The organism is Spirosoma pomorum (genome assembly GCF_054776615.1).
The window spans coordinates 136,534-158,575 of sequence record NZ_BAAHBP010000029.1; the positions used below are offsets into that span (position 1 = coordinate 136,534).

At 51.7% G+C, this 22,042-nt stretch carries 21 protein-coding genes; 7 read left to right on the forward strand and 14 right to left on the reverse strand.

Translation table 11 applies throughout. The annotated features are described in order from the left end of the window. Positions 1-167: 167 nt before the first annotated feature. From ACYVAD_RS18050 to ACYVAD_RS18075, 6 genes are all read left to right on the forward strand, one after another. Positions 168-725: a 30S ribosomal protein S16 gene (locus ACYVAD_RS18050; RefSeq protein WP_461140917.1), complete on the forward strand. Its 558-nt coding sequence runs from the start codon at positions 168-170 to the stop codon at positions 723-725. Between the two features lie 70 nt (positions 726-795). Next, positions 796-1,383, forward strand: coding sequence for a ribosome maturation factor RimM (rimM, locus tag ACYVAD_RS18055; protein ID WP_461140918.1), 588 nt, complete (start codon positions 796-798; stop codon positions 1,381-1,383). Next, entirely contained in the window at positions 1,373-2,050 is a 678-nt protein-coding gene (trmD, locus tag ACYVAD_RS18060) for a tRNA (guanosine(37)-N1)-methyltransferase TrmD (RefSeq protein ID WP_461140919.1), read from the forward strand. The genes rimM and trmD overlap by 11 nt, the downstream gene beginning before the upstream one ends. 92 nt (positions 2,051-2,142) lie before the next feature. Next, positions 2,143-2,955, forward strand: a complete 813-nt coding sequence (locus ACYVAD_RS18065; protein WP_461140920.1) for a hypothetical protein — start codon at positions 2,143-2,145, stop codon at positions 2,953-2,955. Positions 2,956-3,147: 192 nt separating this feature from the next. Next, positions 3,148-3,993 (forward strand): endonuclease/exonuclease/phosphatase family protein, encoded by an 846-nt coding sequence (locus tag ACYVAD_RS18070; protein ID WP_461140921.1) that lies wholly within the window; start codon positions 3,148-3,150, stop codon positions 3,991-3,993. Between the two features lie 183 nt (positions 3,994-4,176). Next, entirely contained in the window at positions 4,177-6,354 is a 2,178-nt protein-coding gene (locus ACYVAD_RS18075; protein ID WP_461141151.1) for an alpha-galactosidase, read from the forward strand. A gap of 76 nt (positions 6,355-6,430) precedes the next feature. Here the strand turns inward: ACYVAD_RS18075 and ACYVAD_RS18080 are convergent, their stop codons facing one another. The 3 genes from ACYVAD_RS18080 to ACYVAD_RS18090 form a co-directional block, all read right to left on the reverse strand. Further along, the gene (locus ACYVAD_RS18080) at positions 6,431-7,396 is read right to left on the reverse strand and encodes an N-acetylmuramoyl-L-alanine amidase family protein (RefSeq protein ID WP_461140922.1); all 966 of its coding nucleotides are present in this window, start codon (positions 7,394-7,396) and stop codon (positions 6,431-6,433) included. A gap of 263 nt (positions 7,397-7,659) precedes the next feature. After that, positions 7,660-8,952 carry a Gfo/Idh/MocA family protein gene (locus tag ACYVAD_RS18085; protein ID WP_461140923.1) on the reverse strand — a complete coding sequence of 431 codons (1,293 nt, stop codon included), beginning with the start codon at positions 8,950-8,952 and terminating at the stop codon, positions 7,660-7,662. 163 nt (positions 8,953-9,115) lie between these two features. Then, positions 9,116-9,532, reverse strand: a complete 417-nt coding sequence (locus ACYVAD_RS18090; RefSeq protein WP_461140924.1) for an OsmC family protein — start codon at positions 9,530-9,532, stop codon at positions 9,116-9,118. Positions 9,533-9,683: 151 nt separating this feature from the next. Here ACYVAD_RS18090 and ACYVAD_RS18095 point away from each other — a divergent pair, with 151 nt between their 5' ends. Next, the gene (locus ACYVAD_RS18095) at positions 9,684-10,283 is read left to right on the forward strand and encodes a Crp/Fnr family transcriptional regulator (protein ID WP_461140925.1); all 600 of its coding nucleotides are present in this window, start codon (positions 9,684-9,686) and stop codon (positions 10,281-10,283) included. Here ACYVAD_RS18095 and ACYVAD_RS18100 read toward each other — a convergent pair. From ACYVAD_RS18100 to ACYVAD_RS18150, 11 genes are all read right to left on the reverse strand, one after another. Next, positions 10,280-10,600, reverse strand: coding sequence for a hypothetical protein (locus ACYVAD_RS18100; RefSeq protein ID WP_461140926.1), 321 nt, complete (start codon positions 10,598-10,600; stop codon positions 10,280-10,282). The genes ACYVAD_RS18095 and ACYVAD_RS18100 overlap by 4 nt on opposite strands. A gap of 99 nt (positions 10,601-10,699) precedes the next feature. After that, positions 10,700-11,956, reverse strand: coding sequence for a cation:proton antiporter (locus tag ACYVAD_RS18105; protein ID WP_461140927.1), 1,257 nt, complete (start codon positions 11,954-11,956; stop codon positions 10,700-10,702). Between the two features lie 121 nt (positions 11,957-12,077). Continuing rightward, positions 12,078-12,968, reverse strand: a complete 891-nt coding sequence (locus ACYVAD_RS18110; RefSeq protein WP_461140928.1) for a YitT family protein — start codon at positions 12,966-12,968, stop codon at positions 12,078-12,080. A 203-nt stretch (positions 12,969-13,171) separates the two neighbouring features. Then, entirely contained in the window at positions 13,172-13,558 is a 387-nt protein-coding gene (locus ACYVAD_RS18115; protein WP_461140929.1) for a hypothetical protein, read from the reverse strand. Between the two features lie 208 nt (positions 13,559-13,766). Further along, the gene (locus tag ACYVAD_RS18120) at positions 13,767-15,020 is read right to left on the reverse strand and encodes a sulfate adenylyltransferase subunit 1 (protein ID WP_461140930.1); all 1,254 of its coding nucleotides are present in this window, start codon (positions 15,018-15,020) and stop codon (positions 13,767-13,769) included. 80 nt (positions 15,021-15,100) lie between these two features. After that, positions 15,101-15,997 (reverse strand): sulfate adenylyltransferase subunit CysD, encoded by an 897-nt coding sequence (gene cysD, locus ACYVAD_RS18125; RefSeq protein ID WP_461140931.1) that lies wholly within the window; start codon positions 15,995-15,997, stop codon positions 15,101-15,103. 90 nt (positions 15,998-16,087) lie between these two features. After that, on the reverse strand, positions 16,088-16,822 hold the full coding sequence (locus tag ACYVAD_RS18130) for a phosphoadenylyl-sulfate reductase (RefSeq protein WP_461140932.1): 735 nt from the start codon (positions 16,820-16,822) through the stop codon (positions 16,088-16,090). A gap of 282 nt (positions 16,823-17,104) precedes the next feature. Continuing rightward, positions 17,105-18,193 (reverse strand): Gfo/Idh/MocA family protein, encoded by a 1,089-nt coding sequence (locus ACYVAD_RS18135; RefSeq protein ID WP_461140933.1) that lies wholly within the window; start codon positions 18,191-18,193, stop codon positions 17,105-17,107. 26 nt (positions 18,194-18,219) lie between these two features. Continuing rightward, the gene (locus tag ACYVAD_RS18140; RefSeq protein ID WP_461140934.1) at positions 18,220-19,449 is read right to left on the reverse strand and encodes a trans-sulfuration enzyme family protein; all 1,230 of its coding nucleotides are present in this window, start codon (positions 19,447-19,449) and stop codon (positions 18,220-18,222) included. Positions 19,450-19,549: 100 nt separating this feature from the next. Beyond that, positions 19,550-20,623, reverse strand: a complete 1,074-nt coding sequence (locus ACYVAD_RS18145; protein ID WP_461140935.1) for a sulfite exporter TauE/SafE family protein — start codon at positions 20,621-20,623, stop codon at positions 19,550-19,552. 181 nt (positions 20,624-20,804) lie between these two features. Further along, complete coding sequence (locus ACYVAD_RS18150) at positions 20,805-21,995, reverse strand: S8 family peptidase (RefSeq protein ID WP_461140936.1); 1,191 nt, start codon at positions 21,993-21,995, stop codon at positions 20,805-20,807. Positions 21,996-22,042: the final 47 nt, after the last annotated feature.

A 22,042-nucleotide genomic window follows, 5' to 3' on the forward strand; every position in this document is an offset into this window, starting at 1 on the left:
AAAGGCAGCTGCCACGATTTTCGTTATCCTGCCTGTTTTGTTGGGAGGGGCTAGCGGAAACGAAACTTTTGTTTGGCTGACCGAAGAATTCTGGTGAAATTTTACGTACCTTTGCGGCCACGTTTTACGCGGGGGATGCGTCTCCCATCAAAACCAAACAAGCACAAATGGCTGTCAAAATCCGTTTATCGCGTCGTGGACGCAAAAAAATGGCTATCTACGACATCGTCGTAGCCCAATCGACTTCTCCTCGTGATGGTCGTTTCATTGAAAAAATCGGTTCGTACAACCCGAACACCGATCCTTCGACGGTCGTTCTGAAAACGGATCGCGCTGTACATTGGTTAATGGTCGGTGCGCAACCAACCGACACCGCCCGTTCGGTCTTGTCACACGAAGGGATCATGTACCGCAAACACCTGCAGGTAGGCGTTAACAAAGGCGCTATCACGCAGGATCAGGCTGACGAGAAATTCACCACCTGGAAAGACGACAAAGAAAATCGTAAAGCTGACGCGGCTACGACGAAAACGCAAACCAAAGAGCAGGCTCGTGCCGCTCGTCTGGAAGCAGAGCGTAAAGTAAACGAAGCGCGCGCTGAAGCGATTGCGAAGAAAAACAAAGTTGAAGAGCCAGAAGCTCCCGTAGCTGAAGAAGCTCCTGCTGCCGAGGCAACGGAAGCGCCAGAAGCAGCGGCTTCGGAAGAAACGCCCGCAGCGGAATAGTTTTTCGACAAATCTTGTTACAAAAGAGCCTGTTCCAGCTGAACAGGCTCTTTTTATACCCAAGCATACTGTGACTAAAGAAGATTGTTATCAGGTAGGCCATATCACCAAGACGCACGGCGTTAGTGGTGAGCTCGTGCTATTTCTGGATGTTGATGAGCCCAGCGAATATGCTGACCTGGATTCGGTTTTGCTGGAAGTAAAAGGCGAACTGGTACCGTATTTTATCGAGTCGATCGCGGTCGTGAAAGGCAGCCGCGCTATCGTCGCCTTCGAGGATATAGACACGATTGAGCAGGCCGAACGGCTTATTAACTGCGGTGCTTTCCTGCCACTGGAAAATCTGGAACCCATCACCGACGAGACCCGCTTTTATTTCCATGAAATCGTCGGCTATCAGATCGTCGACGAAACCGAAGGCGAATTGGGTACCGTGCAGGGCGTTTATGCAATGAACGCGCAGGATTTGATTGCCATGGACTACCAGGGTAAAGAAGTTCTGATTCCGATTAACAGCGAGATTGTCCGCACGGTAGACCGGACGAATAAGAAATTAAACGTTGCCCTGCCCGAAGGCTTGCTGGCTATCTACATGGAAGATGATAGCAAGGAGAAGCCTGAAGTCAATGGTGATCTGGACGAAACGGATGAGGATTGATATCATTACCTGCCTGCCCCGGCTACTGGACAGCTTTTTTGCGCATTCCATTCTACAGCGGGCGCAGCAGGGCGGTTACGTAGAGGTAGTCGTACACGATCTACGCGATTACACGGCCGATAAACACCGGCGGGTGGACGATTATGCCTTCGGCGGTGGAGCGGGGATGGTGATGCAGATCGAGCCAATTGCCAACTGCATCCGATCGCTGCAAGCTGATCGGGCCTACGACGAGATCATCTACATGACTCCCGATGGCGCGCGGCTGAATCAGCAGACCACTAATGCGCTGTCGTTGAAGCAGAATCTGATCATTCTTTGTGGCCATTACAAAGGCGTGGATGAGCGCGCCCGCGAACTGTTCATCACCAAAGAAATCAGCATCGGTGATTACGTCCTGTCGGGTGGCGAACTGGCTGCCTGCGTGTTGTCCGATGCGATAATCCGATTGCTGCCCGGCGTCCTGAACGACGAAACCTCGGCTCTGACCGATTCCTTTCAGGATAACCTGCTGGCCCCGCCAGTGTATACCCGCCCGGCTGAGTTTGAAGGGCATCGCGTACCGGATATTCTGTTATCAGGTCACGAAGCCAAAATTGATGAGTGGCGCCACGAGCAGGCTCTGGCCCGTACCCGCGCCCGGCGGCCTGACCTGCTGGAACCGTAGGAAGCGATAAACGAAACATAAAAAAGGCGTAAGACACAGTAGATTTCTATCTGTGTCTTACGCCTTTTTTATGCCTACTTATTCATGGTTTCATGAGTCAATGGGGCTTGCCTTATATTGCAAACAAATTATCCGTCAACCACCATTCATTACGTTCAGCTACATTACCTAAAATGAAGGTTCATCTACACCTGTTTATTCTTTTCCTTACTAGTGCGAATCAGCTGTCAGCTCAACAGGACTCTTCGAATCGGTCTACGTACTTCCTCGAACAAAGTGCATTAACATACCCCAAGGGAAGCCTGAGTTATAACAACTATTATGTGCTGGCCAACTCGATTGCCTACAATGTAACAGAACGCTTAAAAGTAGCAGCGGGCGTACTTATCGCAGAGAAGCCTCCCTTTTACGTGAATGTGCAATATTCGTTTCCGGTGGGTCAAAACGTTTACTTGGGAGGAAGTGTGGGTTTTTACCAACTAGACTACACTTCTAGTAGGTCCAGCTACCTCATTGCTCCCCAGGTACTATGTACGATAGGAGACAGGCAGGTGAATACAACACTAAGCGCCGGCGTTGTTAGAGGACGCTTTCTGTTGGGTGAAGGTGTTATACTTCCAGCCACGTTTAATCTGCCGGATCGTGTGAATCTGGCATTGAGTGTTAGCCATCGCAGACCACTAAGCAAGGAGTTGTCGCTCATAACGCAGAATGCCTACATCTCGATACTTTACCCCAGTAACAAAGGATATCAGGACATCCTTACGGTATCGGGTGGGCTGGGCTGGCATCTTCAGCGCAGTACCCTCAAGGGCGGGCTGGGCGCAGTGGTGTTTCCGAATGGGGAACAAGGCCGGCAAGTTACACCATTGCCATTCGTTGGGTATTCCTATACTATAAAGTAAAAGCAACTGAGGGAAGCCCTGTCTTTTTGTCGAGCCCCAGCTCAGATCGGCTGGTCGTTGGTTTGACCACAACAGGAAAATAAAGGGGACGTAAGACAAGTGAAAAGTAGATGAAGGCTGTCCTCTCTTTCTACTCTAGTCTTACGTCTACCAACGTATGACCGTATAGTTAACAATGCTTACGTTTGTGGTATGAAAAAAATAGTTGCCTTATTTGTTTTAGGAAGCACGCTGCTGTTGCAGACAGCGGTGGCGCAGAAGACTACGCCCATTCAGATTGCTTCGTACAACCTACGTTTCAACAACCCCAGTGATGGTCCTAACGCCTGGCCTAACCGGAAAGAGATGGTAAAAAAGCTGATCCAGTATCACGGCTTTGAGATCTTCGGTACGCAGGAGGCCCTGCGTGGTCAGCTGAACGATATTGCCGAATTGAACGAGTTTGCCTTTCTGGGCAAAGGGCGCGACGACGGTAAGGAAGCTGGTGAGCACTCGGCTATTTTCTACAAAAAGGATCGCTTCGAGGTGCGGAAGTCCGGCGATTTCTGGCTGAGTGAAACGCCTGATAAACCCGGTAAAGGCTGGGACGCTACGTGCTGCAATCGCATCTGTTCGTGGGCTAAATTCCGGGATAAGATTACTAAAAAAGAATTCTTCTTTTTCAGCGCACACTTTGATCACCAGGGAGTTGTCGCTCGTCGGGAGTCAGGAAAGTTAATGACGCAGAAGATCAAAGAAATTGCAAAAAACGAGCCGGTCATTTTCGTGGGTGACCTGAACTCGACGCCCGATACGGAGCAGGTGAAGACCATCCAGACGCTGCTCAGCGATTCTTTCCAGGCGACGGCTATGGCTCCCTACGGTCCCGTGGGTACGTTCACCGGTTTCAAACTCGACGCGCCGATGAAAGACCGGATTGACTACATCTTCGTGAGCAAGCAGTTCAAGGTCAATAAATACGGTGCGTTGACCGATCAGGAAGACCACCGTTTTCCATCAGACCACTTTCCAGTAACGGTCGAAGCCGTCCTGCAATAAAAGCAACCGGTACTAAGTATTGATCAGGGTCAATTGCGCAGATACGTCGGTTGCCCCTGATTGTGTTTCAAGCGAACTAGGTAAGTATGGGAGCTAGTAGATAGGCAGACAACGGGGACTTTGCTTATTTTTGAGCGGCTAACCTGAACCCCCATGATCCGAACGTTACTCCTTTGTCAATTTATGCTACTACTCAGCCTGGCAACGGGCCTGAGTGCCCCGAACCCACCGGACGACTCGCATATTGTTATTGAAACCCGGCAGACGGCTCTGGTGATTCGAATCGATAAAGACAAAAATCCCATTATCGTTCACCTCGGAGCAAAACTAAGTCGCCCCGGGGAGTACGCCCGGATTTCAGGTAATGGCAAGCGGGGGGAGGATTATACCGGACTTTATAATTCGGCTTACACCCCCGCTGGCAGCCGTAATCTGCTGGAACCCGCCATTCAGGTTACCCACGCCGACGGCAATCCATCGCTGGACCTGCGTTACGTCCGGCACGACAGTAAACCCGACGGGGACGGGGCTACGCTGACAACCATCTACCTGAAAGATCCGCAATACCCATTTGAGGTCGCGCTTTATTATAAAACTTACCCCGATGAGGACGTCATCGAACAGTGGTTGACGATTAAGCACAGCGAGAAAAAGGCCGTTACGTTGCACAAATACGCATCGGCTAACCTCTATGTTCCCGCTGAGAACTATTACCTGACCCACTTTCACGGTGATTGGGCGCGCGAAATGAACCCCCGTGAGGAAGCGCTAACCGAAGGGCTAAAAGTGCTGGATACCAAACTAGGAACGCGGGCTGACTTATTTCAGCCTCCGTCGTTCCTGCTGGCCCTGGATAAACCCGCCCAGGAAAATGAGGGTAACGTCCTGGCTGGTACGCTGGCCTGGTCGGGAAATTACCAGATCGCGTTCGAGGTTGACCCGTTGCATAACCTGCGCTTCATGGCGGGGATCAATCCGTACGCATCAGCCTACTCGTTGGCACCGGGCAAAGAATTCACCACCCCCGCTTTCCTGTTTACGTACTCTACGACCGGTAAGGGAGGTGCCAGCCGGAGTCTGCACCGCTGGGCCCGTAAGCACCGGATTCCGCAGGGAGAGGGGAATCGCCTGACGCTACTCAACAACTGGGAGGCTACGTATTTCGATTTCAACGAGGAGAAAATAACGGCCCTCTTTAAAGACGGCAAAAAGCTGGGCGTCGACATGTTCCTGCTTGACGATGGCTGGTTCGGTAACAAATACCCCCGCAACAACGACCATACCTCACTGGGCGACTGGCAGGAGAACAAGGCCAAGCTGCCGCATGGGCTGGGCTATCTGGTGAGTGAAGCGGAGAAGACTGGTATCAAATTCGGTATCTGGCTGGAACCCGAAATGGTCAGTCCCAAGAGCGAACTCTATGAGAAACATCCCGACTGGGTACTGAAACTCCCGAACCGGGAGGAATATTACTTTCGTAATCAGCTCGTACTCGATCTGTCAAACCCCAAGGTACAGGACTTCGTCTTTGGTATTGTGGATGGCGTCATGACGAAGAATCCGTCGCTGGCGTATATCAAATGGGACTGTAACGCCGTCATATACAACGCTTTTTCGGCCACCAATCCCAATCCATCGCACCTGTACGTCGATTACGTGCACGGTTTATACAAGGTGATGGAACGGGTGCATACCAAATATCCGAAGCTACCCCTGATGTTATGCTCCGGGGGCGGGGGCCGCGTGGATTATGGTTCGTTGCGGTACTTCACCGAGTTCTGGCCCAGCGACAATACCGATGACTTGGAGCGAATCTTTATTCAGTGGAATTACTCCTATTTCTTCCCGGCCGTTGCCACCTGCAACCACATAACCGACTGGGGAAAACAGCCCATCAAATTTCGTACGGACGTGGCCATGATGGGAAAAATGGGCTATGACATTGTGGTGAGCAAACTCGACGAGAAGGAGTTGCAGTTCAGTCAGGAGGCTCTAAAAACGTACGATCGGCTTAAACCCGTTATCTGGCAGGGTGATCAATACCGGCTGGCGTCGCCCTACGAGGGCGATGTCGCGTCGTTGATGTACGTTAACAATAGTAAAGATAAAGCGGTCTGGTTTTCGTATCTGGTGAGTAGCCGTTACGGTTCGGGTAGTAAGGGTACCATCAAATTGGCAGGACTGGACCCGATCAAAACGTATTCAGTTCGCGAATTGAACGTCTACCCAGGGACCAAGTCGTCAATCAATACGAATGCTACGGCGACGTACTCAGGAAATTATCTGATGACGATCGGGTTCAATCCTAATGTCGATGTTCGCCGGGCCAGCGTGGTACTGGAGGTTACAGAAGCGAAGTAGATTGGCCGTTCGAGGAGCCAGCTAACCCGGATACCAATGGGTAACGTAATGAAGATACCGTAATCAGCTAAGCGCTTCAGCGGGAGCGGTAGTCGTCCAGAATGCCCTGCGCGAGCCAGTTGGCCAGGGCTTGCCGGTTGTCAGCAATCAGAAAGCGCTTTTGATCCTGGGCGCTCTGAATGTTGCCTAATTCAATAAAGACTGTTGCTGGGTGGCTGTTTCGAATGACGTACAGGCTACCCCGTGGTTTTACGTTACCCGAATAGGGGCGGTCTGGCCGGTGCCGCCGATAATTGGCGGTAAATCGCTTGTGAATATGGTACGCCAGTCGTTTTCCGGCCGCGCTCTGCTCGTGGTGGTAGAAAAAAACGTCAATGTTTTGTCCCTTACTACGGCTGTCGACGTGAATGGTAATAAAGCGCTGGTACGCTCCTTTGTATTTCGCATGAAGCCGGTTGACGGCCATTGAGGTCTGGCTAAGCCGGGCAACCTGATTCAGCGGAATGCGTTTATTGGGGTAAGCAACCTCATCATGATCCATTTTCAGAACGGATTCGTTTCGAACTCCATCGTTGGGATCATGCACGATCATGTAGACCGTAGCGCCCAACTGTTTCAGGTACTGCGACAGTCGAAGCGTTACGTCGTAGGCGTATTCGTCTTCGGGCAGGAGGTATTTGCCATACTTGCCCAGTGCGCCCGGATCGGGGCCGCCGTGTCCCGACGCGAGGTAATAAACCGTGCCGCTGAGTGGCTTTCGGCTAACAGTAGGGGCGGGAGCCGCCACGACTGCCCGTTTCCGACCCGTCGTCTTCTTGGATGGTGTACTCTTCTTCGCGGTGCGTTTGGCGACTTTCGCTGGTTTCTGCTTCGCCTTTTTACGTTTGTCTGTCTGGCGCTGGCGGGGAGGAGTGGGGGCCGTTCGTGAGTCTACCGATCGATACTCGACTGACAGTAGGCGTGGGGAGGCAGTTGAAAGTGAACCAGCACTGGCGAATGCGTCGATGAGTAACCCAAAAAGCGTAAAAAGGAGAATATGCAACTGACTGAAAACTTAGAGGACCAGGCTTACCTCGATGAATAGTGCTGACAACCAACGTCGATAACAGCAGCAAAACCAGAGAATTTATCTCCGTAAGGCAAAACAAAAGTAGGAGCAAGCCGGAGGGGTGTCAACCTAAACCTGTATGATTAGATCAGTCTTTTAGCGAATGGCCCTGATTCTACCAACTTGTACGGACAGAAACAGGGCCATTTTAGGATCAGAAGTGCGGTATGATTTAGGGATTGAACAAGACCGCTTAATCAAACTTTCCACTCTTTCTTCATGGGGCGACTCAGTAGCTTATTGGCTTCTGCATCCTTCTCGAACCGCTCTCTGTCAGGATCCCAACGTAATGGTCGCTGCAGTCGGTAGGTAATATTACCAATGGTACAGACGCTGGCCGTGCGATGACCTACTTCTACGTCGCAGATGGGCGGTTTCCGGGTTTTCATCGCCGTCAGAAAATCCTGATAGTGGTTGGTACTGGTTTGGAAGCTATAGTCTGACGGTTCAAAAACTTTATCCGCTAAACCCGAAGGAGTCGTTTTCAACTCGCCCCGGCCCACCAGAATTTCCCCATCCGTACCGATGAACTGACAGAAGTTTTTGCCGGGCACGGGCTGGTGTGTCATCGTAATACCATTAGCGTACTTGTAAACTAGGCCTTCCCCCTTGTTACCACCGGGTGGAATTACGTCGGTGGGGCCGCTTTGATCCATATTGAGGCCCCACTGAGCGATATCGAACATATGGGCTCCCCAGTCGGTCATTAAACCGCCACCAAACTCTCGGTAATCACGCCACTTTCCCCAGAACGTTGCCCTCAAGGCCGGAGCCAATACGTTGTTGTAAGGACGCTCTATTTCATTAGGCCCCATCCATAAATCCCAGTTTAGGCCCGTCGGTACGGGTTCTGCCGACAAATCCCAGTCTTTGGGTGGGCCGCCTACGCTGACGTTTACCTGCTTAATGGTACCAATGGCTCCGCTACGTACTAGTTGAACGGCCTGCGTAAACTCCTTCCAGGACCGCTGCATGCTGCCGGTTTGAAAAATGCGCTTGTGCTTCCGGGTTGCTTTAACCATGGCCCGGCCCTCGGGAATCGTAAGCGAAAGGGGTTTTTCGCAGTAGATATCCTTGCCAGCCTCGGCTGCCCGAACCGCAATGGCCGCATGCCAATGATCGGGGACGGCGATGACGACGGCATCAATATCCTTACAGTTTAGCAGCTCCCGGAAATCAGGGTAGGCTTCGGTTGTTTTATAACCTGACTCGCCGGTTTGCTGGGCGTAGAGCTGGTTGTTAGTCTGCACGAACGTGTCCAGCTTAGTTGTATACACGTCACTACCAGCAATAATCTGCGTCTCTGGAATTTTCTGGAAGTTTTTGTGCAGGCCAACGCTCTGGCGACCGCAGCCGATAAACCCCATCGTGATCTTATCACTGGGGGCTAAAAAGCCCGGGCCACCCAATACGTGACGGGGGACAATAAAGAATGACGAAACGACCGCACCTGCCTTGAGGAAGTCGCGACGATTGACGGCAGTAGGCATAAGCGTTTAGGGAGAAGAGTATCACTGACTAAAGCCGACTTCGCTCCAGGCATACTTTCGGACAGGATAAATGAGACGACCATATGTTGACTGGCCACTAACCAAAAGCGCCCCCGAACTCAGTTCGGGGGCGCTTTTGGTTAGTGGCAGTTGTTGTGGGTGCTTACGCCAGGGTAGCGTCCACGCTGATCGTTGTATTAAATAGTTTTGAGATCGGGCAGTTATGCTCGGCATGATCAACCAGTTCATCGAACTTGGCCTGATCAAGACCTGGTACGGCTGCCTTCAGCGTTAATTTCGAACTGGTGATGCCGCTATCTTCCAGCGTAATATCGCATTTAACGTCCAGCGAATCAGCCGCAAAACCAGCCTGCTGAATGTTGAAGGCCAACTGCATAGCGAAACAGCCGGCGTGAGCCGCAGCTACCAGTTCTTCCGGGTTGGTACCGACGCCATCGGCAAAGCGCGTGTTGAACGAGTACTGTGTGTTGTTTAAGACCGTGCTGGCCGAAGTCAGCGTACCTTTACCATCTTTACCAGTCCCTGCCCAGTGGGCCGAAGCATTACGGGTGATTTTCATGATTAAGTGAATTAGATTTGTGTAGGTTTTATTGTTGATACAAAGATATAGTGCCGAGTTAGGCCCGTTTTTCACCTATGTTAAAAAGCAACTGCGCACAAGGAAATATTGTTGGTATTGTCACGGCTGAATTGATTAAGCAGCCTGCGCTATGAGTGCTATCGACTACACCAGTCTACATAGTCATCTTCAGCAATTTGCCCAATTGTCGGAGGAGGATTACCAATTAGGTAGAGAATTCTGGCAACCCCGGACTATCGCTAAACACGACTTTTTTAACTTCAGCAATTCCGTTTGTCGACAGGTTGGCTTCATCCTCAAAGGTATCTTCCGGGTTTATTACGTTGATCCAAAGACCAGCCTGGAGCACAACCTGTATTTCATTCAGGAACACACCTTTCTGACTTCGCTGATGAGTCTGCTGATGCAGACAACCTGCCCGTACCTGATCGAAGCTATTGAAGACGCCGAATTGTTGGTCATCGATAAAGACAACCTGCAACAGCTTTACCGCGACTCTCACGGCTGGGAACGTTTTGGTCGGCTCCTGGCCGAACAGTATTTCCTTTTCAACCAAAGCCGGGCCGAAAGTCTGCTGATGCAAACGGCTGAGGAACGTTACGTCGATCTGCTAACCAACTATCCTGATATCTTGAATCGGGTATCGCTGGGCCATATTTCATCGTACCTCGGCGTTAAGGGACCGTCATTGAGCCGTATCCGGGCGCAGCTGGCTCGTAGACCGGCTTAGTAGCCTTCGTCAGTTACCAGATAGTAATTGGTAGTCTGGGTGGATTGGTCCGTATTTTTTACCGTGACCGTCAGCCATTCGACGTGTGTGTAGGCGTTGAATGGCGCGCTCTGCGTATCAGCAACTTCCTGCTGTTGCGTAGCGGCCTGATTCTGGACAAAGTTTATAGCTTCCTCGCGGGAATCGAAACTGCCCAACAGGTTGTCAGGGTCGAGCGTAGGTTCCTGTTCGGGTAGTTCACCCTCCGTATTTGAAATCGGCGAATCGACGGTCGTTGACTGATTCGAATCCGGGGCAACATACAATTCTATAATCATTGAATAAGGCTGATGTATCTCCGTAGATAACTAGACAGCGACCCGTTTTGATAGAAACAGCACCTGTTTTCTTTATTAGGTGGCTGCTCCGGTTTTAGTTTATTGACTTTGTCTGGATGTTACTGGCCGAAGCCGTCCGTGCTTCCGGTCGAGCCAGCGCATAACCGGCGTAGCCAGCACCCCATGCAGGATGATAGAGACTAGAATGACGAAGCCGACCAGCGACCATAATCGATGTGGTTCGGGGAAGACGGCTATGTTAAGGGCGTAGGCGATGTAGAAAATCGAACCAATCCCGCGAATACCAAAGATTGAGATGACCCACCGCTCGGCCCAGGAAGCCCGCGTACCCAGCAGGGTTACCACGCCGACGAGTGGCCGAACGATAAACAGTAACGCCAACCCAAGGGCCGCATCCGGCCAGGTCAGCGCGTTCAGTAAGCCGTTTCCGATAGCCCCACCAAACAGGATAAGGAGTACGACAATGAACAGACGCTCGATCTGGTCCGAAAAGTCGTGCATGCGTAAATGGTATTCGTGGTGTCGTTCGACGCTGCGTACGGTGATAGCCGCCACAAAGACCGCCAGAAACCCGTAGCCGTGAATAAGCTCGGTAACGCCGTACGTAATCAACGTAATCGCCAGGACGACAAAGCCGTACACTTCGGGGCGGATGTTGATCTTTTTGGGGAAACGAACGATCAATAATGCCAGTAAACGCCCCCAGAGCCAGCCAAAAAGAATACCAGTGCCAATCTCATAGAGTACATCAAACCAGAGCCAGTGAAGCAGTCGAGCCTCAAGGGGCATAAGCGTCGGGAGCAAAGCAATAGCGCCGTGCACAAACGGAAACGCAAGACCATCATTCATACCGGCTTCACCCGTCAAGGCAAATCGGACGTTATCTTCTTTCCCCTCGCCCGGCTCCCCTACCTGTACATCGCCCGCCAGAACGGGATCGGTAGGAGCCAGCGAAGCTGCCAGCAGCAACGCCGAGGCCGGTGGATACCCAATACCGAAGGCGATAAAAGCCATCACGGCAATGGTAATCACCATGGTAAGAATCACCAGCCGAAGTGGAATTTTCCAGGCCTTCAGGGTAAAGCGTCGATCAATTCGGAGACCAGTACCGGTCAGGGCAATGATGACGCATAGCTCGCTGAGGTGCATGGTTATATTGGGATACTCGAACGGACTGGGGTCGGGTAGGGGCAGCGGCAGGAGATAGACCAGCAATCCCATCACGACAACAATAATCGGGTAAGACAGTGGGTACTGATCGACTACTGAAGGCAGCCAGGCCACGGCTAGTACCGCAATACCCAGCAAAACCAGCAGAATGTGGTAGTTACTCATGAGTGACTAATTGAGCGACGGAGTAAAAGGAACTGAATGGTTGCAGGAAAAACACCGGAGTCATGTTTCCATGAGCTCCGGTGTTATATTTCTACTTTAAGTATTCAGTAGTACGACGATATTAGTGCAACGGTCGGTTTTTAACCATTCCCCCCTTGGCATCGTCAATACCGTGGTTAATGATAAACGCTTTTGGATCAATCTGGTCAACACGATCTTTTAAACGGGCTACCTCCAGGCGGGTGACGACGGTGTAAAGTACATTCGTATCATTCTGACGAAGACCACGTTTGCCGTAGCCTTTTTCCCCCTTTAGGACCGTAACGCCCCGCCCCATCTCTTCGGTAATCATCTGGCGGATGGCTTCGTGCTGATCCGAAATGATCAGCATAGTTGTGTATTCTTCAATACCATGGATTAAGAAGTCAATAGTTTTAGACGCGGCCAGGTACGTCAGCATGGCATAGAGCGCCGTTTCGACATTAATCAGTAAGGCCGCCGAACCAAAGATCAGAACGTTGATCAGCATAATTACGTCGCCAACGGACAAGGGCGACCGGCGGCTGATGTAAATCGCCAGTACTTCCGTACCATCCAGGACACCACCGCCCCGAATGGCCAGTCCAATACCGGCCCCCAGGAAGAAACCGCCAAAAACGGAGATCAACAGTTTATCGGACGTAATAGTCGGGTACGGAACCAGTACCAGACAGATGGCCAGTAGGGCAATGGAAAAAATTGTACGGGCCGCGAAGCCAGGCGAAATCTGCCGGTAGCCCATCCAGATAAATGGAATGTTCACCAGCACGACCAGGATTGCCAGGTTGATGCCGGTCGTTATTTCGATCAGCAGCGAAATTCCCATGGCTCCGCCATCCAGGAAGTTATTGGGCAAAAGGAATCCTTTAAGACCCATACCAGCGCAAAGGACGCCAGCACTTAAAAAGCCTACGTCTTTGGCCAGACGAAGCCAGGTTTGTGATTTTGTTGGGGCAATAGCTTGAGTAACCATATACTATCGTAAAATGAGGTATAGACGTGTGTAACAAGTCAATGTTACCAGTCACGTTTGAGGAGAATGATAGATAGACAAGAGACTGGCCACGTAATCTGGAGCCAGTATCGACCTGAATGAACCGAGCTTAATTAGGCTGGAAAAGAATGATAGCTAACCAACTAAACAACAGGCAGGTCGCCTAAAATGTAGGGCAAAAATCAGGGGGCGTTAATCGCAATCTGATAGCGAAAAATCTGCCGGATAAAACTGAACGAGAAAAAGGAAGCCTGCAACGGCCGGTTAAGCAGACAAAGAAGGTCGTTGCTAAAGGCGGCAATCGGTTGCGGCAAGAAAGCAAGCGACGGCGACGAGGATGCGCCCGGCCAGGAACTGACGCAGGCCGCGGGCGCATGAGCAAATAAAACCGTTGAGCAAGTTGACTGATCGGTTTCGTCGTCTTGCTCGGTCAGACTGGCAACGAAAGCCTGCCGGTCTCCGACCAGACGGGAATCGGTTTCTCCGGGCAATAAGGCAAGCAGCCAGGCAGTTAAAAAGCTGCCCAGCAGGTGAATCCAGATCCGTATGGTGCCTGTGTTGCCTTGCATGATTCTTGTAAACTACGAAGTAGTCGCTATTAAGACAACTAAGGCTATGAGATAATGGTTTCGGCGGATCGGCTACCAACAAAAAGCCGGAGTCACCACTGTAGCTCCGGCTTTTTGAAAAAAGAAGAAAATTATGATAGAACTAATTAAGTAAAAGGCTACCAACTTACGCAAAGAGACCGTGTTCGTGACTGCGTCGAAAAACGGCTTACGCTTCGCCGATCAGCATCAGAGCACCAACGGTTACGTTGCTGGTTTCGTCGATCAGGATAGCCCCCCCAGTCGTGCGGTTTTGCTGATACGGGTCAAAGCTGACAGGCTGAGCCGTACGCAGTACGATCTTCGCCATGTCGTTTAGTTTTAAACTATCGACATCTTCGGTTTCCTCGTACGTATTGACATTTAACTGGTAAGCAATCTCCCGGACTGAACAACGCGTACGGGAGGTTCCAACCTGAAGGACGTACTTGTTGCCAACCTTGAATTCTTTTGTGTCCATCCAGCACAGCATAGCCTCGATCGTCTGACTGCTGGTCGGCAGTGTATCCGAGCGCACGATCAGGTCACCCCGGCTGATATCAACATCATTTGACAGATGAAGGACGACTGACTGGGGAGCTTCAGCTTCGTCCAGGTGTGTACCGGCAATTTCAATCGCGTCGACAGTGGACGTTTCGCCGGAAGGAAGCACGGTGATCGCGTCGCCCTTACGGAACGTACCGCTGGTGATTTTTCCCGCATAACCCCGGTAATCGTGCAGGTCAGCTGTCTGCGGACGAATCACGTACTGCACCGGGAATCGGCCTGGCAATTGAACGCCCAGATCGTTGGTAAGCTCAATGGTTTCCAGGTGCTCCAGCAGCGTTGGGCCTTCGTACCAGGGCATTGACGTTGATTTATCCACTACGTTGTCGCCGTTCAGGGCCGACATGGGAATGTAGGTGACCTGCTTCGCATGTAGCTTCTTGGCGAGGTCTGCGTACTGGATGCAGATATCTGAGAAGATATTCTGCGAATAGTCAACCAGGTCCATTTTGTTGACCGCTACAACGATGTGCGGAATGCCCAGCAAGCTTGCAATCAGGGAGTGTCGCCGAGTCTGCTCGACAACTCCGTGCCGGGCATCGACGAGGACAATAGCCAGCTGGCAGTTTGACGCACCGGTCACCATATTGCGGGTATACTGAATATGCCCCGGCGCATCAACAATAATAAACTTGCGAACAGGTGTCTGAAAATAGCGATAGGCTACGTCGATGGTGATCCCCTGTTCGCGCTCCGAGCGGAGCCCGTCGGTCAACAAGGCAAGGTCGATTTCACCATCGTCCCGGCTTTTGCTGGCCCGCTCAATGGCTTCAAGCTGATCGACCAGAATCGATTTGGAGTCGTAAAGAAGCCGCCCGATGAGCGTGCTTTTGCCGTCGTCAACCGAACCGGCGGTTATAAAGCGGAGTAAGTCCATGAACTCAATGAGTGAATGAGAGAAAGAGCAAATGAGTGAAGGGCAGATAGTTTCTGTTTGCTCATTCGCTTTTTCAAAAATTAAAAATAACCGCCTTTTTTGCGGTCTTCCATGGCGGCTTCCGAAAGCTGGTCATCCATGCGGGTTTCGCCCCGTTCCGAGATGCGTGTCGCCTGGATTTCGTCGATTACGGCGTCGAGCGTGTTGGCTTCCGATGGAGAAGCCGCTGTGCAGGAAATGTCGCCGACGGTGCGGAACCGGACCCGACGCGTAACGATCTGATCGTCTGCCTCGGGCTTGATAACGCCCCCGGCGGTGGCCATCAGCTTGCCATCGCGCACGAGTAATTCGCGGTCGTGGGCGAAGTAGATGCTTGGAAGCTCAATTTTCTCGCGCCGGATGTAGTTCCAGACGTCAAGTTCTGTCCAGTTCGAGATAGGGAATACCCGTACGTTCTCGCCTTTGTGAATCCGACCGTTGTAGAGGTTCCAGAGTTCGGGGCGTTGCCGTTTAGGGTCCCAGGAGCCGAACTCATCACGTACCGAAAAGACCCGTTCTTTAGCGCGAGCTTTCTCTTCATCGCGACGGGCGCCACCAATGCAGGCGTCGAACTCAAATTCTTCGATGGTGTCGAGTAACGTAAAAGTCTGTAAGCCGTTTCGGGTGGCGTTGCGGCCAGTTGGCTCTTTCAGTTTCTTCGTGCGGATCGTGTCTTCCACGTAACGGACGATTAATTTTTCGCCAATCTGATTTGCCAGATTATCCCGAAAATCGAGGGCTTCCTGAAAATTATGGCCCGTATCGATGTGGACCAGCGGAAACGGAAATTTGCCGGGCCGGAAAGCTTTCAGGGCCAGGTGTACCAGCGTAATCGAATCCTTTCCACCCGAAAACAGGAGGGCGGGACGCTCAAACTGTCCGGCCACCTCCCGCATGATGTGAATGGCTTCGGACTCAAGTTGATCTAAATAATCCATGACAAAAGAGTGAATGAGTGAAAGAGCGAAAGAGTGAAAGCTAGCTGCACTGAAAAACGCTCTTTCGCTCTTTCACTCTCTCGCTCTTTATTATGGTTTGAATGCTTCTTCGTGGGTGTGTAGCCCGCATTCTTTCTTCGAGTTGTCTTCCCACCACCAGCGACCGGCGCGGAAATCTTCGCCCGGCTGGATCGCCCGGGTGCAGGGCTGACAACCAATGCTGACAAAACCCCGGTCGTGGAGCGGATTGTAGGGTACGTGGTTATCGCTGACGTACTGCTTAACCTGGTCGAACGTCCAGTCCATCAACGGGTGGAATTTAAACAGGTCATGGGCATCATCACGTTCTACCTGCGTCATCGTCTGACGGTTAGGCGATTGTTCCGCCCGAATTCCCGTAATCCAGATTTTCTGACCTTTCAGCGCCCGGTTCAGCGGTTCGATTTTACGGATACCGCAGCACTCTTTCCGGTTCTCAACCGAATCATAAAAGCTGTACGGACCTTTGTCGGTCATCAGCTTTTCTTCGGCCAGCCGGTCGGGGAAATAAGCTTCTATTTTGGTGCCGTAGCGATCGTTGGTTTTTTTCCAGACTGAGTAGGTCTCTGAGAACATCCGGCCCGTATCCAGCGTGAAAATGCGGATAGGAATATCATTGGCCAGAATCATGTCGGTAATGACCTGGTCTTCGTACCCCAGACTGGTGGAGAAGACGACCTGACCAGGATACAGTTCAGCCAGCCGACGCAGCGCGTCGACCTCCGATAAGCCTGTCAATTGCTCGGTCAGGCTTTCCCGCGTGTGGTTAGTTGGTTCTGCTAGCATAGTACTACAAAAGTTTAGCTCTGATGAAAAATGCCGTCAGAATGCTAAGTATAAAATATCCATATAGGATCGGGATGCCTAGTACAACCATTCCCCAACCATCTGAATCGTTACGGATCAGGAAGCTGATTGAAGCAACGCATAGCACACACAGGCCAGCGTTGGTCAACAGATACGCTTTAAAATGACGCCAACGTGTGATCAGCAGAAAACTCCAGACAAACGTGCTGGGAATCAGTATAAGTAATGTAGGAAGTGTAAATATCCTCATTGCTTATTCACTTAGTTGAGCGATACCGCTTTTCCCGATTTCGCTGATTGTCGAGCGGCATCAAGGATTTCCACCACGATCAGGTTGTTTTCTAAGGACGTTAATTCATCAGGTTTGGTTTCACCCCGCAGTAGCTGAGCCAGATACGTAAACGGATTAGTGGCTGGTGCATCCGACGGACTAGCCACTAGCTCACGCTCCGCTTTCTCGCCGGGCAAACGACTGCGCATCCGCGTTCCATCAATGGTCGTTACGTAACCCGTACGCCCATAAACGGCCATGTCCTTCCGGCTGAACGGCCAGTTCCACGACGCTTGAATAATCGTCTGCGTCTTTGGGTACGTAAGGATGATTGTTCCCTCGTCGTCAACTTTGGGATAGATATCCGGTTTGATCTGCTGGGTCACGGCCAGGACTGACGTTGGGCGCTGGTTACGCAGGAGCCAGGTCGACAGATTAGCTCCGTAGCAGCCGAAATCAAATAAGGCTCCGGCACCATTAGCAACGGGGTCGGTCAACCAGGCAAGGAATTCGGGATCGACGTTGATTTCCTTTGGTCCCTCGTGCCCATCATGAACAACAATTTTACGTAGGTCGCCAATGGCTTTTTCGGTATTAGCAATGGCGTAGGCTTTGTGATTACTACCGTACCAGGTCGTTTCGTAGTTTGTCAGCAACTGAACATTATGCTTACGAGCCAACGCGGCCATCGCTTTCGCATCAGCATAGGTCGTCGCCAGAGGTTTCTCAACCATGACGTGGATACCCGCCGGAGCGCAGACTTCGACCGTCTTGCGATGATCCACAATTCGGCTGTAATCCATCACGGCTTCGGGTTTGGTTTTCGCGATCATCTCGGCCACCGTCGGATAAACCAGACTCATCGGAAAATTATGCCGTTTGGCAAAACGTTCGGCCAGTTCACGGTTTGGCTCTGCAATACCTACTACCTCAATATCGCCTGACTTGCCAATTGTATTCAGTACCTGGTGCACATGCGAATGCACCAGCCCTGCCACACCAACGCGTAATGGTTTTTTCTGTGCCCAACACGCAGCTGACAGTAGTAAGAAAGAGGACAAGATTAAAGGCAGACGCATAGGCCAGAACCGTTCAGATTGTTTAACTACGCTACGTTCTCTTTTACCACGTCGGCCGCTACCACATCGGTAGACTTTTCGATGGCTTGCGTGAAGTCTTCGATCAGGTCATCAATGGCTTCCAGACCCACCGAAATGCGAATCAGGCCGGGCGTAATACCGAGGGCGGCCTTTTCTTCGGGTTTCAGCTTAGCGTGGGTAGTCGTATTTGGGTTCGTAACAATCGTACGCGAATCACCCAGGTTTGACGAGAGGGTTGGAATTTGCAGGGCATCAAAGAAGGCATTCACGCGCTCGAAACCACCCGCCAGCTCGATGGTGACAATCGCACCGCCAGCCCCCATCTGCCGTTTAGCCAGTTCGTACTGAGGATGCGAGGGGAGGAACGGGTAGAGTACACGATCGACGTCGGGCAGCGCTTCCAGCGCTTCGGCTAGTTGTTGGGCGTTGCGGCAATGCCGTTCCATACGCAATTCCAGCGTTTCGAGGCTTTTCGACAGCACCCAGGCGTTGAAGGGAGACAGCGACGGACCCGTATGCCGGGCAAAGAACCGGATGGGCTGAATCAGCTCTTTCGGGCCTACCACGATTCCGCCCAGTACGCGTCCCTGTCCATCCATGAACTTGGTAGCTGAGTGGATCGACAGATCGGCCCCGAAATCGATGGGCGTTTGCAGGATTGGTGTCGCGAAGCAGTTGTCAACGTTCAGAATGAAGTTGTATTTGGCTTTCAGCCGCGCTAGCATCGTCAGGTCAACCAGTTCGAGGCCGGGGTTCGACGGCGTTTCGAGGTAGACCATCTTAGCGGCCGGCGTTCCGGTAGTGGGATTGGCTTTGATGGCTTCTTCCCACTCTTCTTCGGTCGCGGTTGCGTCGACGTAGGTATGGGTAATGCCCCATTTGCTTAAAATCTGCGTGATGATTTGGTGGGCTGAACCGAACAGCGCCCGGCAGGCAACAATGTGATCCCCTGATTTCAGCAAACCCGCCATACTGGCGAAAACCGCAGCCATGCCCGTGCCGGTGGCAATGCCATCTTCGGCATTTTCCAGCATGCACACTTTCTCGACGAACTCCGTTACGTTCGGGTTCGAAAACCGGGAATAGATGTTTCCTTCTTCAGTTTCTTCGAATAACGCTTTACCCTGCTCGGCGCTTTCAAACGCGAAGCTCGATGTCAGGTAAAGAGGGACAGAGTGTTCCCGATTCGGCGATTTTTTCGTCTGAATCCGGATAGCTTTGGTTTGCTTCTTCATTAGGATAATAAGAAAAGACGCTAGAGGAAAGACTGTTAGCAGAAAAGACGTTCACTGGATCAGTAGGTATCTATCTTCCTGTGTCTATCATCTTTTGTCTCTAGAAAAATAAAATGATCTTTCGCAAACTTACGATGATAATGACGATTCCGACTAATACCATCATCGTTTTGATCGGTAGGCGACTGGACAAGAGAGCCGCGATGGGAGCCGCAATCATCCCGCCCAGAATCAGCCCTAAAATGACTAATCCGTAGTTGCCCAGGCCGGCAAATAGCGCGAAGACAACGGAGCTGGCAAAGGAAACAAAAAACTCGGCCAGGTTGACCGATCCAATTGTATAACGCGGATGCCGACCCGCGGCAATCAGGGTCGAATTGACGATAGGACCCCAGCCGCCCCCGCCGATGGCATCAACGAAACCACCGAACCAGGCCAACAAACCAATCCGCCGGACGGGCGTCTTTTTCTTTTGTTTAGCCAGCGCTTTCTTTAAAATGAGAACACCAAGAATAGCGGTGTAAACCGAAATGATAGGATTAAGGTATTTGGAAATGATCTCCAGATCCGACAGGGTTGTGATCAGATAAGCGCCCAGGGCAGCACCAATCACACCCGGAATCAATACGGCCTTAAAAAGTCGGCTGTTGATGTTCCCGAACTTTAAATGCATGTACCCCGAAACCCCCGACGTAAAAATCTCCGAGCTGTGGACACTGGCGGTAGCGAAGACGGGACTGATTCCGACGCTGGTCAGGAACGTAGTGGCTGTAACACCGTACGCCATACCCAGCGCCCCATCGATCATTTGCGCCACGAACCCGGCCATGATGAAGTAAAAGATATCAGGCGTGATATTGACTGAACCAGCGAGTACCGTCAGCCGATCCAGAGTGAAGTAGCTGAACACCCAGTGGCCGACAATCATCAGCGCAAGCGCTGCGAAGACGTAGATGGCAATTTCGGTGCGCGTCCGGCGACGTAGCATCGGATTTGAGGCCGATACCACAACCCTGGCCGTAGGAAAAGTTTTACGGAGCGCCTGCGCCTGTTCGATCGCCCGATCAGCATCGCCCTGCACACTAATGGTCAAACCGTTTAAATCGATCAGTTGTCCACTGGTTGCCGATGTACCAGCGAGTGAAGTGGACGGCACTATGTCCTCAGATTGCATAGTGTTTGAACTCTATAGAATAAATAGATTATTTCTTTTATGAAAAACGGCACTGATTCGTGCCGCCTGTCACACCTATTGGGCTTCAAAGATAGAGAGAATGAACTGGAAAATGAAAATCCTGACCGCAGATTACCAATGAAGCTTTCGATACCATCAGTTGAGTTACTATAGAAACCTGTTAATTTCCTTCGCCCGCCATGGGATCAGGTGCGTTATCGGGATCGCCGGTAACAGTGCCATGCGTCGGCAGATTCCTCCCGCGGATCAACAGTAGTCCGGCTACGTGGGGAGCTGCCATCGACGTACCACTCAGGGTGGCGTACGAACCGTTTTTGTAGGTGGAGCGAATCCGAACACCATAAGCGCACACATCAACGCTGCTACCGTAGTCGGAGAACGACGCGAACCGGTTCTGACTATCCATGGCCGATACCGTGAAAACATTAGCGTGGTTGACGCGAGCCGGTGAATAATTATCAGCTACTTTGTTGTCGTTTCCCGCAGCGATGGCAAACAGTATACCCGCATTAGCCGCCTGAAGCACGGCCCGGTCGAGCGTCGAGGACGTGCTTTCGCCCCCCAGGCTAAGGTTGACTACATCGCCTGCTTTCCCGTTCTGCGTTACGTAGTTAATGGCCTGAATGATACCGGACAGGCGACCTTCGCCTTCTTCGTCAAGCACTCGTAGTGACACCAGTGTAGCGCCCGAGGCTACCCCCGTTATACCGATGGTGTTGTTCCTGGCCCCGATGATACCGGCCACGTGCGTACCATGACCGTTTTCGTCGTCGGCGGAGGCTTTACCACTTACGAACGACCGGCTACGGGTTGCATCAACGTTTAAGTCTGGGTGGTCGAGGTCGATGCCGGTATCAATAACCCAGACGGTTTTGCTCGTTTGTAAGTCGCCCCGACCATACCCGGTTTGCTGCACGTTCCAGGTTAGGGTAGAGGTGGTTGCTACGTCGACACAACTGCACATCGACACAATCCGATCGGGTTCGATTAGGCTTATCGTTGGGTCCTGCCGGAGTTTGGCTACTTCGCTGTTGGTTAGCTGAGCCAGGAAATGGGTTTGATCGCCCGTAGCAAGGACCTGCGCCTGCGGATTGACGACGGCATGTTGCCGCAAGAGTTGCTCGGCCAGCGCTTCGGTAGTGGCCAGACGGGCGTTCGCTGCCGTGGGCAACGGCTGTGTGGGCTGATACGTAACGATATAAGAACCCGCAATGGCGATTCCATTGTTGGCTGAGGCCTTGACTAGACAATCGGGACTGGTAATCTCTTCGCTGTCTCGCTGGCAACTGAATAAACTAAAGCCAAGCAAGGCAACATGGACGAACGGACTAAGCGAACGGAAACGACGCATGTATGTACAGGAATTGCCGAAAAATGAAGAAACGTATACGATCAGAC

Coding starts and splice junctions, on each gene's coding strand:
- ACYVAD_RS18050 (WP_461140917.1), top strand. CDS start 168: ATGGCTGTCAAAATCCGTTTATCGCGTCGTGGACGCAAAAAAATGGCT.
- trmD (WP_461140919.1), top strand. CDS start 1,373: ATGAGGATTGATATCATTACCTGCCTGCCCCGGCTACTGGACAGCTTT.
- ACYVAD_RS18065 (WP_461140920.1), top strand. CDS start 2,143: ATGAGTCAATGGGGCTTGCCTTATATTGCAAACAAATTATCCGTCAAC.
- ACYVAD_RS18070 (WP_461140921.1), top strand. CDS start 3,148: ATGAAAAAAATAGTTGCCTTATTTGTTTTAGGAAGCACGCTGCTGTTG.
- ACYVAD_RS18075 (WP_461141151.1), top strand. CDS start 4,177: ATGCTACTACTCAGCCTGGCAACGGGCCTGAGTGCCCCGAACCCACCG.
- ACYVAD_RS18085 (WP_461140923.1), bottom strand. CDS start 8,952: ATGCCTACTGCCGTCAATCGTCGCGACTTCCTCAAGGCAGGTGCGGTC.
- ACYVAD_RS18090 (WP_461140924.1), bottom strand. CDS start 9,532: ATGAAAATCACCCGTAATGCTTCGGCCCACTGGGCAGGGACTGGTAAA.
- ACYVAD_RS18095 (WP_461140925.1), top strand. CDS start 9,684: ATGAGTGCTATCGACTACACCAGTCTACATAGTCATCTTCAGCAATTT.
- ACYVAD_RS18100 (WP_461140926.1), bottom strand. CDS start 10,600: ATGATTATAGAATTGTATGTTGCCCCGGATTCGAATCAGTCAACGACC.
- ACYVAD_RS18105 (WP_461140927.1), bottom strand. CDS start 11,956: ATGAGTAACTACCACATTCTGCTGGTTTTGCTGGGTATTGCGGTACTA.
- ACYVAD_RS18110 (WP_461140928.1), bottom strand. CDS start 12,968: ATGGTTACTCAAGCTATTGCCCCAACAAAATCACAAACCTGGCTTCGT.
- ACYVAD_RS18115 (WP_461140929.1), bottom strand. CDS start 13,558: ATGCAAGGCAACACAGGCACCATACGGATCTGGATTCACCTGCTGGGC.
- ACYVAD_RS18120 (WP_461140930.1), bottom strand. CDS start 15,020: ATGGACTTACTCCGCTTTATAACCGCCGGTTCGGTTGACGACGGCAAA.
- cysD (WP_461140931.1), bottom strand. CDS start 15,997: ATGGATTATTTAGATCAACTTGAGTCCGAAGCCATTCACATCATGCGG.
- ACYVAD_RS18130 (WP_461140932.1), bottom strand. CDS start 16,822: ATGCTAGCAGAACCAACTAACCACACGCGGGAAAGCCTGACCGAGCAA.
- ACYVAD_RS18135 (WP_461140933.1), bottom strand. CDS start 18,193: ATGCGTCTGCCTTTAATCTTGTCCTCTTTCTTACTACTGTCAGCTGCG.
- ACYVAD_RS18140 (WP_461140934.1), bottom strand. CDS start 19,449: ATGAAGAAGCAAACCAAAGCTATCCGGATTCAGACGAAAAAATCGCCG.
- ACYVAD_RS18145 (WP_461140935.1), bottom strand. CDS start 20,623: ATGCAATCTGAGGACATAGTGCCGTCCACTTCACTCGCTGGTACATCG.
- ACYVAD_RS18150 (WP_461140936.1), bottom strand. CDS start 21,995: ATGCGTCGTTTCCGTTCGCTTAGTCCGTTCGTCCATGTTGCCTTGCTT.